The organism is Wohlfahrtiimonas sp. G9077 (assembly GCF_002252155.1).
Lineage (GTDB): Bacteria > Pseudomonadota > Gammaproteobacteria > Cardiobacteriales > Wohlfahrtiimonadaceae > Wohlfahrtiimonas.
Window position 1 is genome coordinate 1 of record NZ_NEFD01000005.1, and the last position, 14,323, is coordinate 14,323.

Consider the following 14,323-nt stretch of genomic DNA (forward strand, 5'->3'; position numbering starts at 1 on the left):
CTTCAAACTCACCGCTTTTCAGCAGCGCCTCGTTCAGAAGAGGTGCTCATTATAGATAAATTCAGAGATGTGTCAACACCCTTTTTCAATTAATTTTAAACTATTTCACAAAAATGATATTTAACAATAAGATAAAGCATAAAAATAATTGAAATTAATTGTATCAAAGCACGCTGCCCTGCCATTCACCCCTTTATTTGATGCAATTTTATGGTGAGGAAGCGCGAGTTCTAGCAGGTTCCCCATCATCATTTACGATAATTCTTAACACTTTTTATCCATTTATAACAATCATACTTACTTTATTAAACAAATAACCTGCTATGATTCTTCGCCATTGATTATAAGAATCAATGATCTACATATGTAGTCAATTGATTACAGTTGTAGACATGTGGTTACACTTGTAGTCACACGGCATTCATCATTATTTTTTTGGATATGGTTCAATATGAAACAAACACTATTATATACGGCGGTGGCCACACTTCTTTTACAAGGCGCCTACGCACAAGAGACACAACAAACAGAGGCCGTGCAAACACTCGATGACATTCAAGTGATCGCAAAAATCTCTGACCAACCAAATGTGCAAGTGATCAACCCAAAAGAAGCCATTCAGCCCGTGCCTGCCCAAGATGGTGCTGAATTATTAAAACTCATTCCAAACATGAGCATTGCCAGAAAAGGTGGCGGTGGTGGCGAACCTGTGTTTCGTGGCTTAGGTGGCTCACGTCTTCGCATTTTAAGCAATGATCACATGATCCTTGGCGGCTGCGGTGGTCGTATGGATCCGCCTACAGCTTATATTTATCCAGAATCCTATGATGAAGTGATTTTCATTAAAGGACCACAAACCGTTTTATATGGCCCAGGCAACATTGCCGGCGTGGCACGCTTTGTGCGCAATGATCGTAAATTTGATGAATTGACCACACAATTTAGTGGCTCACTCTTAGGTGGATCATTTGACCGCATCGAGTCTTATGCCGATGCCATCATTGGCACAACATGGGGCTGGGTGCATGCCAATGCCACTTATAATAAATCAAACAACTATAAAGATGGCGCAGGCAATAAAGTTCACTCTAAATATAAAAGAGAGAGCCAAACACTAGAATTGGGCTTAACACCCACGGAAAATACATTGATTGAATTGGGCTATGATCGCAGCCGCGGCCACACTTATTATGCGGATCGCAGGATGGATGGCGTCAAATTTGATCGCGACAGCTGGAGAGTGAAGGTCAAACAAGAAAACCTCACCGAATGGCTCACAAAAGTACAGTTTGAATACAGTCACAATAAAATTGACCATGTGATGGACAACTACTCCTTCCGTGAAGTGATTGGCAAAGGCAAACACAACATGAAAATGTATGCCGTCAGCAATCCTGCTCGCACCACGCAAACGGCAAAACTCTTTGCAGAATTGGCGTTCGGTGATACACACACCGTTGTGGGCATGGATTGGTTTGCCGATCGTCATAAATTACGCACGACTGACATGAAGCCTGCCTTGGGCATGGTGCAAAATTACGAGAACATGCCATATCAATTGAATCAAAAGTTCAAAAACATTGGTGTATTTGCTGAAACCACTTGGTACATCAATGATGACAATAAATTGGTGGCCGGTTACCGTCATGATCGCAATGATGCAAAATACAATCCCAATTTTGGTATGGGCGCCAAACTCCCTGCAAATTTACACAATCAGCGTTACAACTTAGATTCGGCATTCATTCGCTATGAACACGCCATCAATGACTGGACATTGCACGCAGGTTACGGCATGGCACAGCGCGCGCCGGATTTCTGGGAACGCAGCCGCGGCAATGGTGCACTGTTATCTAAAGAAACGAACCATGAATTGGATTTTGGCGTGTTGTATCAAACCGATGAACTAGCCTTCACAACCACCGCATTCATCAGCCACATCAGCGATTATATTTTGATTGATCAAGGCAATGCACGCAACATCAGCGCAGATCGCTACGGCGCAGAAGCCCAAGTTCAATGGAACTTTGCACCAAACTGGACATTAAGCAGCAGCCTTGCTTATACCCACGGTAAAAACAAAACCGATGGCAAAGCCCTGGCACAAATTGCCCCATTAGAATGGACCACAGGTTTAAATTGGAGCAATGATCAATTCAGCGCAGGTGCCGTGTGGCGCGTAGTGGATTCACAAAACCGCTTTGCCAAAAATCAAGGCAATATCTTTGGTGAAGACTCAGGGCCAAGTGCAGGATTTGGCGTGGTCTCTTTAAACGCAGGTTGGAAAATCCGCAAAGAGGTGACTTTATTGGCAGGTGTTGATAACGTCTTTAATAAAAACTACTCAGAGTTTGTGAGTCGCAGCGCACAAGACACATTAACGTATCAAACACAAAATTTCCGCGTCAATGAACCAGGGCGCCGCGCTTGGTTGCGTTTGAATGTGAATTTCTAATTTGCAATGAAATGGTTAGATGTTGCAGTGCTTGCCATCGTGGCGGGGGGACATTATTTTGTGATTCAGCATTGGTTCAATGCCAAGGATCATGTCTCCTCATCTGTGCCACTTGCGGGCACTGCACTTGAAGTTGCTTGGTTTACGCTGCCAGAAGCCTCCGCGCCTGATTTATCTGTTGATAATACAGCCCTCCCCCAGGACAACAGTCAGGCACCGGAACTTCTGGCAGTGCAAAGCTCGCTAGATGATACCTTTACTGTCGAACAAAAGCCACAAAAGTTAAAAGAAATTCAACAAATTGACGCACCAAAACCCGAGATCTCCACGCCATTATCGCAAGCAATGCCCGCAGAAAATGTACGATCTACAAAAAAACCAACCGTCAAAAAACCCAATGCAAAACCGATGGGTAAACCCACCGGCACAGGCACGCGCAATACACAAACAGTCAATGGTGGCGGCAATGGTACACAGTTTTCGCCGCCCTCTCATCAAGGCGCTGCCCTTGGCAATCGCCGCCCAAAATATCCGGAGCAATCCCTACGCAGAAAAGAGCAAGGCCGCGTCACATTGATTGCCCACGTTCTGCCTTCTGGCAAAGCAAGTCATGTTTCCATCAAACACAGTAGCGGATTTACGCGCCTAGACAATGCAGCGCAAAAAGCGGCGGAAAAATACAATTATCGCCCGGCAATGCAACATGGCCAACCGATTGCCTATGATTACATCTTTACCATCACATTTTCCATTCAACAAAAATGATTCGGTGAAAATGCAGGACATAAAAAAACCTCATCATGGATGAGGTTTTTCATTTATTTCTCGTCTTTTTGTGCCCGCTGGGCTTTTTGCTCTTCCACCGTCAGTGCGATGTTGTTACGCAAATAACTCGGTGAGATTTGATCTGCATGTAATCCCATGCCATTTTCTAAATCTTCAATGGCCAGCAGCGCCACTTCGCCGGCGCGTGGGTAAACATTTTTCTCAATCAACTCAGGGGATAATGCTTCCACCCAATTTGGTGCCACATCCCAGCCATTCCCTGCGCCAATGATGTTGCCTAAACCCACAATACCACTGAAGTTTGGAATGTCTGTAATTGGCGTCACCGCTTCAGGCAGCACCGTCACCACTTGTTTATTCTCTAAACGGTAAACACCCCAATACACTTCCTTCATTTTGGCATCTAGCATCACAAGCACGGTGCGATCAGGATGCGTATCGAGCACTTGCTGCGCCATGGCCATCAATGAAGAAACCGGCACGATCGGTAAATCCAGCGCCGCACCAATGCCTTGCATAAAGGCACAAGCCACACGCAATCCCGCAAAGCTGCCAGGACCCGCCCCAAAGGCAAGTCCCGTCAACTCTTTGATGTCAACTTCTGCTTCTTTCATCACCTCATCCACCATGGGTTTTAACAACTCAATGTGTTTACGAGGTGCCACTAAGTAGCGCTCAATCAATTCACCTTCAACGTAAAGCGCAGCAGAACAAGCTTCTGTGGAGGTATCAATGGCTAAAACTTTCACTGTTCATCATCCATCGTATAGACGTCGCCACAATATGGACAACTGACAGAACCATCCGCATTCAAAGCCAAATAAACGCGCGGATGTAAATTCCACACATCTACATTCTCTGGCGGACAACAGACAATCACTTCTCTATTCTCTACATGATGAGTCTCAGGATGAGCTTTCATTCGATATCTCCCTTAGATTAGCTGGATTAATTAACGAGAAATTGGTTTATATTTCAAACGATGAGGTTGATCCGCATCCATGCCTAAGCGACGTTTACGATCCACTTCATAATCTGCATAGTTCCCTTGGAACCATTCAACGTGTGAGTTACCTTCAAACGCCAAGATGTGTGACGCCACGCGATCTAGGAACCAACGGTCATGCGAGATCACCACAACACAGCCTGCAAAGGCTAAGATGGCATCTTCAAGGGCACGCAATGTTTCAACGTCTAAGTCATTCGTCGGTTCATCGAGGAGAATGACGTTGCCGCCAGAGCGCAATACTTTGGCTAAATGCACACGGTTGCGTTCACCACCAGATAAATCCTTGATGAATTTTTGTTGATCAGAACCTTTGAAATTAAAACGACCACAATATGCGCGAGATGGGATTTCATATGTACCCACACGAATGATGTCTTGGCCTTCTGAGATCTCTTCCCATACAGTTTTGCTGCCATCTAACGTATCACGGCTTTGATCCACGTACGCCAATTTAACAGTATCACCCACGCGGAATGTACCTTCATCTGGTTGCAATTGACCGGTCATTAATTTAAAGAGTGTGGATTTACCCGCACCATTTGGACCAATCACGCCCACGATGCCACCGCGTGGCAAGTTAAAACTTAAGTTTTCATACAACAATTTATCACCAAAGGCTTTGGCAACATCTGTGGCTTCGATCACCAATTCACCCAAACGAGGACCGGCTGGAATATAAATTTCCATCGTCTCATTACGTTTTTGGAACTCTTGGCTTTCAAGCTCTTCAAAGCGCTGAATACGTGCTTTAGATTTCGCTTGACGACCTTTGGCATTTTGACGAACCCATTCAAGCTCTTGCTTCAACGTTTTTGCAAAAGCTTCTTCTTGTTTTTGTTCCGTCTCTAAACGTTTATTCTTTTGCTCTAACCAGTTAGAGTAGTTGCCTTCCCATGGAATACCATGTCCGCGGTCAAGCTCTAAAATCCAGCCAGCAACGTTGTCTAAGAAGTAACGGTCATGCGTCACCGCCACAACAGTACCCGGATAATCGTGCAAGAAACGCTCTAACCATGCCACAGATTCCGCATCTAAGTGGTTCGTTGGTTCATCGAGCAATAACATGTCAGGCTTTGACAATAATAATTTACACAAAGCCACACGGCGTTTTTCACCACCGGATAAAACCGTCACATCGGCATCCATTGGTGGCAAGCGAAGGGCATCGGCAGCAATTTCTAATTGGCGTTCTAACGCATGGCCATCCACCGTGCTTAAAAAAGATTCCAACTCTGCTTGTTTAGAAGCCAATGCATCAAAATCCGCATCGGGTTCAGCATATGCAGCATACACTTGATCTAACGCAGCCAAGGCTTCTTTGATGGGACCAAGGGCTTGCTCTAAGTTACCGCGAACGTCTGTGGTTTCATCTAATTGTGGTTCTTGGGCCAAATAACCAATTTTAATGCCCGTTTGTGGACGCGCTTCACCTTGGAACTCTTTATCCACACCTGCCATGATCTTCAATAATGTGGATTTACCTGCACCATTGAGACCTAAAATACCGATTTTTGCACCCGGGAAGAAAGATAAAGAAATATTTTTTAAAATTTCTCTCTTCGGTGGGACAATTTTGCTTACACGATTCATCGTATAGATAAACTGCGCCATATGATTTGCTTTCCTTACTTAAAATAAAACAGTCCACATTTTACCCTATTCATTCTAAAAACGCTTGTTTTCCATCCGATCGCGTCAATTGCAGCGCCCATGCATAGATTTTAATGGTCAATCATGGCTATTTTGCGCAAAAAATGATACGTTTATAGTGTTAAAGATTCAAAAATTATCATATAAAAATCAATACACACGGAGGCGTTTTATGCGTTCATCTTTTAGTCCTAAAGCCATCTTTGGCATCATTGTTGCAATCGTGATTCTCGCGGCAACATATTGGTATTTTTCTCGCGATGATTTAGAAGGCATTGTGGTCAGCAATGGGCGCATTGAAGTGACGCCGCTCGACATCTCTACAAAATTACCAGGCCGCATCGCCACCATTTTAGCTGATGAAGGCGATTATGTAGAAAAAGGCGAAGTCGTTGCCATCATGCAGCTAGATTCATTAGAAGCACAGCTCAATGAAGCCAAAGCCCATCATCAACAAGCGATTCATCAATCAAACAGCGCTAAAGCCATCATTGCGGCAAGAGAGAGCGACAAAGCGGCTGCACAAGCGGCTGTTTCTGCCAAACAAAGCCAATTGTATGCTGCTGAACGCAAATTAAAACGCATCAAAACCTTGACGGCCAAAGGCGCCACAACGGAGCAAGATTTAGACGATCAAGAAGCGTACACCAAAGTTTTACAATCAGAAATTGACACCGCAGATGCCAAAGTACAAGCGGCTCAATCTGCCATTGAAGCGGCCAAAGCACAATATGTGGCCACAGAATCGCAAATCAAAGCGGCGCAAGCCACCATTGATCGCATTGAAGCGGACATTAAAGATGCCAAATTAATCGCCCCTGTGTTTGGGCGCATTCAATATCGCATTGCAGAACCGGGTGAAGTTTTACCGGCAGGCGGCAAAGTGCTCAATTTATTGGACCTTTCTAAAGTGAACATGACCTTCTTTTTACCCACCAAAGCCATCATGCCACTTGTGGCCGGTGATCAAGATGGGACAGAAGTGCGCATTGTGTTAGATTCTGTGCCTGAATATGTCTTACCTGCACACATCACCTTTATTTCTGCAGAAGCCCAATTTACCCCAAAAACGGTTCAAACCGATGATGAGCGCGAAAAACTCATGTACCGCGTGAAAGCCACTTTTGATCCTGAATTATTGCAAAAATATCAAAAATACATCAAAACCGGTGTGACAGGTAAAGCGTACATCAAGTTAAATGATGATCAACCTTGGCCTGAAGCCTTGAACATCCATCTATTCTAAACTTGATAAGGAGACAACATGGCTCATCCATCTGTGGTTTCGGTGAGTGATCTCACACTCAAATATGGACAAATTGTCGCCCTTGACCATTTATCCATAGAGATTCCAAGCAACATCATCATTGGGCTCATTGGCCCAGATGGCGTCGGCAAATCGAGCTTGTTGTCTCTGATTTCTGGTGCGCGTACCATTCAAACGGGCGAAGTGATGGTTTTAGGCGGCAACATGCGTGATAAAACCGTGCGCGATGAGATTGGCCCGCGCATTGCTTACATGCCGCAAGGCTTGGGGAAAAATCTTTATCCCACATTGTCTGTGGAAGAGAATCTACAATTCTTTGGCCGTCTCTTTGGGCACAATGCCAAAGAGCGCCGTGAACGCATTGATGATTTGACCAAAAGCACCGGCTTATATCCCTTCTTAACGCGCCCTGCCGGTAAGCTCTCAGGCGGGATGAAGCAAAAACTTGGCTTATGTTGCGCACTGATTCATGATCCTGATCTACTCATTTTAGATGAACCCACAACAGGCGTTGATCCTTTGGCCCGCGCACAATTTTGGGATTTGATCGATCGCATCCGTTTAGAGCGCCCACAGATGAGCGTCATTGTCGCCACCGCATACATGGATGAAGCCCAGCGCTTTGATTGGCTGATTGCCATGGATGATGGCAAAATTTTAGATACTGGTTCACCCACAGAGCTACTCACAAAAACCAACAGCGATGATCTTGAAACTGCCTTCATTCAGCTATTGCCAGAAGCAAAACGCGAAAACTATGAAGCCGTTGTGGTGCCGCCTCTGAAGATTGATGAAAGTGCGCCCGTTGCCATCAAAGCCAAAGATTTAACCATGCGCTTTGGGGATTTTACGGCGGTGGATCATGTGAATTTTGAGATCCACAAAGGGGAGATTTTTGGCTTTTTAGGCTCCAATGGTTGCGGTAAATCCACCACCATGAAAATGCTGACAGGTTTACTACCCGCCACAGAAGGCAAAGCTTGGCTCTTTGGCAAAGAAGTGGACCCTGAAGATTTAGACACCCGAAGACGCGTCGGTTACATGTCCCAAGCCTTCTCTTTATACAGCGAGTTGACGGTGCTGCAAAACTTAGAGCTGCATGCCCGCCTCTTTCATGTGCCAGAAGCTGAGATTCCCGCGCGCGTTGAGGCGATGGTCAAACGCTTTGATCTTGAATCTGTGCGCCATGCGCTTCCCGATGACATTCCCCTTGGCATGCGCCAGCGCTTATCTTTAGCCGTTGCCATGGTGCATCAACCGGAATTGCTCATTTTAGATGAACCCACTTCCGGCGTTGATCCCGTGGCGCGTGATAATTTCTGGCGCCTACTCATTGATCTATCCCGCAATGATGGCGTCACCATTTTCATCTCCACCCATTTTATGAATGAAGCATTGCGCTGTGATCGCATGTCCATGATGCATGCGGGCAAAGTGCTTGACAGCGACACACCCAAAAATCTCATTAAAAAACAAGGCACCCAAACATTGGAAGAAGCCTTCATTAAATATCTGATTGATGCAGGCGCAGGTACTGATAACAGCGAATCCAATAAACCCCTTGTGCAAGACGAGAACTTACCTGCTGAACCTCAAAAACGTTTTAGCATTCAACGCATGCTCAGTTACACATGGCGAGAAGCATTAGAGCTCAAACGCGATCCGATCCGTGCAACCCTTGCCCTGCTTGGCTCCATGATTTTGATGATCGCCATTGGCTTTGGCATCACGCTCGATGTGGAAAATCTCCCGTATGCTGTGTTTGACCGCGATCAAACCACTTTGAGCAACAATTACATCAGCAACATCGAAGGTTCGCGCTACTTTACAGAAAAAGCACCCATTCACAGCTATGAAGAATTGGATGCGCGCATGCAAAGCGGCGACATAGCTTTAGCCATCGAAATTCCCGGTAACTTTGCCCGCGATGTGGCCAAAGGCTTGCCCGTATCCATTGGCATTTGGGTCGATGGCGCGATGCCAAAACGCGCGGAAACCATCCGCGGTTATGTGCAAGGCCTACATCAAGGTTGGCTCATCAATACTGCGAAATATGAATATGGCATCGACATTCAGCCCGATTTTAATGTGGAGATGCGTTATCGCTATAATCCAGACATCAAGAGCATTCAAGCGATTGTTCCTGCCGTGATTCCGATTTTACTGCTGCTCATTCCCTCAATGCTCACAGCCCTTTCTGTGGTGCGTGAAAAAGAGATGGGCTCGATCATTAATCTCTATGTGACGCCTGTCACCAAGCTTGAATTTTTATTGGGTAAACAGCTACCGTACATTGCCATTTCCATGCTCAACTATTGTCTGATGGTGATTTTGGCCATCTATTTCTTTGGTGTGCCGCTCAAAGGCAGTTTGCTGGCCCTTACCTTTGTGACCTTTTTATTCTGCATCTTTTCCACAGGTTTTGGGCTGTTTGCCTCAACCCTTACGAAAAGTCAGATTGGCGCCATTTTCTTTACAGTGATTGGCACATTGATTCCGGCGATTCAATTCTCAGGGCTCATTAATCCTGTGTCATCGTTGAGCACTTTTGGCAATATCATGGGCAACATCTATCCGACGGCGCACATGCTCACCGCAACTCGCGGCGTGTTCAGTAAAGCACTGCACATCAATGCGCTTGGCCATGAGTTGATGGTGCTCGTCATTGCCGCTCCGGTCATCATTCTCGCGAGCGTGTTGCTGCTTAAAAAACAGGAGCGTTGATATGATTGCACGAAAAATTTCCAACATTTATCGTTTAGGCGTCAAAGAATTGTGGAGCCTCATTCGTGATCCGATCTTATTAATTTTGATCGCATTTACCTTTACGGTTTCCGTGTATACCGCCGCAACTGCAATGCCTGATGGCCTTAAAAATGCCACCATTGTGTTTGTGGATGAGGATCGCTCCACGTTATCAAACCGCATCAAAACGGCATTTTATCCACCGCAATTCATCACGCCTTACAACATCTCTTTAAGTGAGATGGATCGCGGGCTAGATAAAGGCGATTACACCTTTGTGGTGAACATTCCACCCTATTTTCAGCGCGATGTGCTCGCTGGCAAACAGCCTTCTATTCAGCTCAATATTGATGCCACACGCATGTCCCAAGCCTTTACGGGCAATATGATCGTCAATCAAATCATCAATGGTGAAGTGACAGAATATTTAGACCGCGTACGTCAGCCGGCAGAATATCCCGTGATGATTGAAGAGCGCATGCGCTTTAACCCAAATTTGACTGCATCATGGTTTGGGGCGCTGATTGAGATCATTAACCTCATCACTTTGCTTGCCATCATTTTAACGGGTGCTGCCCTCATTCGTGAGCGCGAAAAAGGTACGGTTGAACATCTCTTGGTCATGCCGCTGACGCCTTTTGAGATCATGCTCTCGAAAATTTGGTCAATGGGCATGGTGGTCCTGATTTCTGCAACCTTATCCCTCATTTTCATCGTGCAAGGGGTGCTCAATGTGCCCATCATTGGATCGATTCCGCTCTTTTTATTGGGTTCTGTGCTCCATCTTTTTGCCATGAGCGCCATTGGCATTTATTTAGCCACAGTCGCACGCAACATGCCACAATTTGGTATGCTCATGCTCCTTGTGTTGGTGCCGCTGCAAATGCTCTCTGGCGGAATGACGCCGCGCGAAAGCATGCCAGAAGCCATTCAAAACATTATGGTGATTGCACCGACCACACATTTTATTGAATTGAGCAAAGCCATCTTATTTAAAGATGCTTCGATGGCGATTGTCTGGCCACAATTTTTAATGCTATTGCTGATTGGCAGTGTGTTCTTTTATTTCGCCCACCAACGATTCAGAGCCACCATCAGTCGCATGGCCTAACATCATCAAGGAAAATCAAATGATTAAGATCGACCACCAACCGTATATTATTGGTTCGCCCTTAGATTTAGTGCGCATCATCCAACAAATTGTCAAAGATGATGATCACGCCCTCTATTATTTGGGCTTAAGTAGCCCAAGTGATGTGGAAAACTGTGCTGATCTTGCCGCCCTTGACATTGCCCGCAATCCTCTCATTGCGCTCTACTTTGCGTGCATTGATTATGGCCCAAATGATGGTGAAATTTTGGTGTACCATGTGCCGCATCATGCCGTGACCAAAGGCGATATCCATGCTGATTCCGCCTTGCAATTAACTGCACGTGGCACCTTTGTCTTTGTCAATGATCAGCAAAACAATGCCGATCGCCTTGCCCATGACAGTTTGACTAATGCCCCCATTGAAATCATTGTGGATCAAGCGGCCAAGCCTCACATCATCCGCGAGCTTGATAAGCTTGGCATATCAACACAAACCCTCTTTCCTGAGATGCTGTAATGTAAAAAGGGCTTTAATGCCCTTTTTTATTGTATTGTTGTTTGAGCGCCCAATCGATGTGTTCACGCACAAATGCTTCATCCGATTCCAATGCCTCAAGTGCCGCTACAATCCTTGGATCATAATTGGCATTGCCAAGGGCAACGGTAATGTTACGAATGAATCGAGCGTGCCCGATGCGGCGAATGGGCATCCCTTCTGTTTTCTTTAAAAAGGTGTTTTCACTCCAACGCAATAAATCAAGGAGCGCAATGTCATTGAGCGAATGGCGAGGTTTAAAGTCATCGACAATTTCATGATTGGCAAAGCGATTCCATGGGCAAAAGAGCTGGCAATCATCACAGCCAAAGATGCGATTGCCCATCATTGGGCGAAGCTCTTCATCAATCGCCCCAAAGTGCTCAATGGTCAAATAAGAGATGCAGCGGCGCGCATCCACTTCATAAGGGGAAACAATGGCGCCCGTCGGGCACTTTTGAATGCATTTGGTGCAGCGCCCGCAATGCTTATCCACAACGGTGCTTGGAATCACGATGGGCAGCGAAATAAACAGCTCACCCAAGAAAAAGTATGAGCCTTTCTCGCGATCAATGATCAACGTATTTTTACCACTAAAACCAAGGCCGGAGCGCTCAGCAAGCTCACGCTCTAAAATAGGGGCGCTGTCCGTAAAAGCACGAAATGTAACCGTTTCATCGGGAAATTGCTCTGCAATCCATTGCCCAAGTTGGGTTAATCGTTTACGAATCACATTGTGATAATCTCGCCCTAATGCATAACGGGCAATGTAGGCGCGTTGATCCTCTTTGAGGGTTGCCATCGCTTCATCATTGTTATGATAATACGGCAAACGTACCGTTAAAATGCTTTTTGTATGCTCCATCAACGCCATCGGATTAAAGCGCAAATCCCCATGTTTGGATAAATAATCCATGCCGCCATGATAACCTTTGGCCAGCCATGCCTCATAATACGCTTTGACTTCCGTTAAGGGCTTAGGTGTTTGACTGCTGATGTGCGTAAAACCAAGGGCTTCGGCCTTTTCTTTCAACGCTTGTATGAAAGCGAGATCATCACACGTCATTCGGACCCACGCAATTTACGATGCAATTCTGCTTCTACTAATGGATGGATAAAGTCACTCACTTCGCCTTTTAAGCGATAAGCCTCTTTGATCATGGTAGAAGAGATGAAAGAGTATTTTTCTGATGGCGTTAAAAACAGTGTTTCCACTTCAGGGCGCAAGCAGCGATTTAAGCTCGCCATTTGAAATTCATATTCAAAATCTGACACGGCACGTAAACCACGAATGATCACATCGGCCTTCACAGCCTGCATATAATGAACCAGTAATGAATGAAAGCCTTGCACCTCTATGTTCGGACAATCTTCAAAGATTTGACGCGCCATCTCAATGCGCTCTTCCACTGAAAACAGCGGACGCTTAGAAGGTGAAACCTCGCTCGCCACGGCCACAATCACTTTGTCAAAAATACGCGCAGCGCGTTTGGCAATGTCGATGTGCCCATTGGTGATGGGATCAAAGGTTCCCGGATAAACCGCGATTGTTTGTGTCATAATAAGCCTTTTATTTCCACAGATATAGGGTGTTATTATATCGTATGTCCGTTTCAATTCCTCGTGCATTATTGCACAAAAATCCTGACTGCTTAGCTGAGCACCTCTTTTTGCACCATGAAATTGCAGAGCGCATGCTCTCATATTTGGCAGAAAACCCAAATTTTAAACCCACGCAAATTCTTGAAATGGGGCACATCGACGATGCTCTTAAAAATTGTTGTCAGGCAACTTATCAAGATGCTGCATTTGATGTGCTCGATTATGGCGCACAATTGCCCCTTCGCGCGGATCTTGTGATCAGCAATCTATTTTTACAAGATGCCCCAAACATCGAAACGGCGATTGCGACAATGAAGGATCATTTAAATCCCAATGGTAAAATCTTCATGAGCACCGCGGGGCTTGAGAGCTTTGCAAACTGCATTATGCCAGATGGCCCTGAATTTAATGATTATCCTGACATCAAGCGCCTTGGGGATTATCTGCATTCACAAGGGTTCATTGATGTGATTGTGCATGTGGAGAAAATCACGCTGCAATACAATCGGCTCGATGCGATGCTCAAAGACCTACGCGTTGCGGGTGGCCGCGTTGCCAATCCGTTGATGAAAGGCCTACGCACGCGCGCTTGGTATGAAGCTTGGGCAAAACATATGGACAAAGCAAAAACTGATGGCATTTATGACATTGAGATCGAAATTCTCTATGCCCATGCGCAAATGCCGCCATTACGCGCCGCAAGCTTAAACAAAGACAACGAAGCCCACTTTGACATAAAGCATTTAAAACATCGTAAGCGCTTTGAGTAACATCTCATTTGCACTCCCCTTTAAAAGTACTAAAATGATACGGATTAGCGAGTGCTATACTTCAATCAGTCATTATCAGGAGTTCTCTATGTTTTCAGTCACAGATTCAGCATTTAAACAATTAGACGCGCAATTAGCCGCCGCAGCGGAAAAGTACATCAACATTGCCATCCGCAAATCTGGCTGTTCGGGCTATCGCTATTTCATTGAATTGTGTGATGATATTGAAGGCAAACTCATCATTACAGAAACCCCTGTCACCATCGTGACGGATCAAGCGAATGAACCTTACATTCAAAATGTTACGCTTGATTATGTACAAGAAGGGCTCAATCGCAGTTTTAAATTCAGCAACCCTGATGCGAAAAGCGAATGTGGTTGTGGCGAAAGCTTCATGTTTTAAGGAGAATA

13 protein-coding genes are annotated in these 14,323 nt (G+C 45.5%); 8 read left to right on the forward strand and 5 right to left on the reverse strand.

The window, feature by feature from the left end:
* The first annotated feature begins 451 nt into the window (after positions 1–451).
* Together B9T20_RS07250 and B9T20_RS07255 are read left to right on the forward strand one after the other, a co-directional pair.
* Positions 452–2,455 carry a TonB-dependent copper receptor gene (locus B9T20_RS07250; protein ID WP_094490444.1) on the forward strand — a complete coding sequence of 668 codons (2,004 nt, stop codon included), beginning with the start codon at positions 452–454 and terminating at the stop codon, positions 2,453–2,455.
* 6 nt (positions 2,456–2,461) lie between these two features.
* The gene (locus B9T20_RS07255; protein ID WP_094490445.1) at positions 2,462–3,220 is read left to right on the forward strand and encodes an energy transducer TonB; all 759 of its coding nucleotides are present in this window, start codon (positions 2,462–2,464) and stop codon (positions 3,218–3,220) included.
* 53 nt (positions 3,221–3,273) lie between these two features.
* On the opposite strand, the gene tsaB is transcribed toward B9T20_RS07255, so the two are convergent.
* The 3 genes from tsaB to ettA are packed head-to-tail and all read right to left on the reverse strand — an operon-like array spanning position 3,274 to position 5,861.
* On the reverse strand, positions 3,274–3,990 hold the full coding sequence (tsaB, locus tag B9T20_RS07260) for a tRNA (adenosine(37)-N6)-threonylcarbamoyltransferase complex dimerization subunit type 1 TsaB (protein ID WP_094490446.1): 717 nt from the start codon (positions 3,988–3,990) through the stop codon (positions 3,274–3,276).
* The gene (locus tag B9T20_RS07265; RefSeq protein ID WP_008316128.1) at positions 3,987–4,163 is read right to left on the reverse strand and encodes a zinc-finger domain-containing protein; all 177 of its coding nucleotides are present in this window, start codon (positions 4,161–4,163) and stop codon (positions 3,987–3,989) included. The genes tsaB and B9T20_RS07265 overlap by 4 nt, the downstream gene beginning before the upstream one ends.
* A gap of 30 nt (positions 4,164–4,193) precedes the next feature.
* Complete coding sequence (gene ettA, locus B9T20_RS07270; protein WP_094490447.1) at positions 4,194–5,861, reverse strand: energy-dependent translational throttle protein EttA; 1,668 nt, start codon at positions 5,859–5,861, stop codon at positions 4,194–4,196.
* 211 nt (positions 5,862–6,072) lie between these two features.
* Between ettA and B9T20_RS07275 the strand changes: the two genes are divergently transcribed.
* The 4 genes from B9T20_RS07275 to B9T20_RS07290 are packed head-to-tail and all read left to right on the forward strand — an operon-like array spanning position 6,073 to position 11,522.
* Entirely contained in the window at positions 6,073–7,146 is a 1,074-nt protein-coding gene (locus tag B9T20_RS07275; RefSeq protein ID WP_094490448.1) for an HlyD family secretion protein, read from the forward strand.
* Positions 7,147–7,164: 18 nt separating this feature from the next.
* The gene (rbbA, locus tag B9T20_RS07280; protein WP_094490449.1) at positions 7,165–9,891 is read left to right on the forward strand and encodes a ribosome-associated ATPase/putative transporter RbbA; all 2,727 of its coding nucleotides are present in this window, start codon (positions 7,165–7,167) and stop codon (positions 9,889–9,891) included.
* A gap of 1 nt (position 9,892) precedes the next feature.
* The gene (locus B9T20_RS07285; protein ID WP_094490450.1) at positions 9,893–11,023 is read left to right on the forward strand and encodes an ABC transporter permease; all 1,131 of its coding nucleotides are present in this window, start codon (positions 9,893–9,895) and stop codon (positions 11,021–11,023) included.
* A 19-nt stretch (positions 11,024–11,042) separates the two neighbouring features.
* Entirely contained in the window at positions 11,043–11,522 is a 480-nt protein-coding gene (locus B9T20_RS07290) for a hypothetical protein (protein WP_094490451.1), read from the forward strand.
* Positions 11,523–11,535: 13 nt separating this feature from the next.
* Here the strand turns inward: B9T20_RS07290 and queG are convergent, their stop codons facing one another.
* Complete coding sequence (gene queG / locus B9T20_RS07295) at positions 11,536–12,606, reverse strand: tRNA epoxyqueuosine(34) reductase QueG (protein WP_094490452.1); 1,071 nt, start codon at positions 12,604–12,606, stop codon at positions 11,536–11,538.
* Positions 12,603–13,100, reverse strand: coding sequence for a pantetheine-phosphate adenylyltransferase (coaD, locus tag B9T20_RS07300; RefSeq protein WP_094490453.1), 498 nt, complete (start codon positions 13,098–13,100; stop codon positions 12,603–12,605). The genes queG and coaD overlap by 4 nt, the downstream gene beginning before the upstream one ends.
* Before the next feature lie 44 nt (positions 13,101–13,144).
* On the opposite strand from coaD, the gene B9T20_RS07305 reads away from it, so the two are divergent.
* Entirely contained in the window at positions 13,145–13,912 is a 768-nt protein-coding gene (locus tag B9T20_RS07305; protein ID WP_094490454.1) for a hypothetical protein, read from the forward strand.
* Between the two features lie 88 nt (positions 13,913–14,000).
* A complete protein-coding gene (locus B9T20_RS07310) occupies positions 14,001–14,315 on the forward strand; it encodes an iron-sulfur cluster assembly accessory protein (protein ID WP_008316118.1) in 315 nt (104 codons plus the stop codon).
* The last annotated feature ends 8 nt before the right edge of the window (positions 14,316–14,323 follow it).

Coding starts and splice junctions, on each gene's coding strand:
- B9T20_RS07310 (WP_008316118.1), top strand. CDS start 14,001: ATGTTTTCAGTCACAGATTCAGCATTTAAACAATTAGACGCGCAATTA.
- rbbA (WP_094490449.1), top strand. CDS start 7,165: ATGGCTCATCCATCTGTGGTTTCGGTGAGTGATCTCACACTCAAATAT.
- queG (WP_094490452.1), bottom strand. CDS start 12,606: ATGACGTGTGATGATCTCGCTTTCATACAAGCGTTGAAAGAAAAGGCC.
- coaD (WP_094490453.1), bottom strand. CDS start 13,100: ATGACACAAACAATCGCGGTTTATCCGGGAACCTTTGATCCCATCACC.
- B9T20_RS07275 (WP_094490448.1), top strand. CDS start 6,073: ATGCGTTCATCTTTTAGTCCTAAAGCCATCTTTGGCATCATTGTTGCA.
- B9T20_RS07265 (WP_008316128.1), bottom strand. CDS start 4,163: ATGAAAGCTCATCCTGAGACTCATCATGTAGAGAATAGAGAAGTGATT.
- B9T20_RS07255 (WP_094490445.1), top strand. CDS start 2,462: ATGAAATGGTTAGATGTTGCAGTGCTTGCCATCGTGGCGGGGGGACAT.
- B9T20_RS07290 (WP_094490451.1), top strand. CDS start 11,043: ATGATTAAGATCGACCACCAACCGTATATTATTGGTTCGCCCTTAGAT.
- B9T20_RS07285 (WP_094490450.1), top strand. CDS start 9,893: ATGATTGCACGAAAAATTTCCAACATTTATCGTTTAGGCGTCAAAGAA.
- ettA (WP_094490447.1), bottom strand. CDS start 5,861: ATGGCGCAGTTTATCTATACGATGAATCGTGTAAGCAAAATTGTCCCA.
- B9T20_RS07250 (WP_094490444.1), top strand. CDS start 452: ATGAAACAAACACTATTATATACGGCGGTGGCCACACTTCTTTTACAA.
- B9T20_RS07305 (WP_094490454.1), top strand. CDS start 13,145: ATGTCCGTTTCAATTCCTCGTGCATTATTGCACAAAAATCCTGACTGC.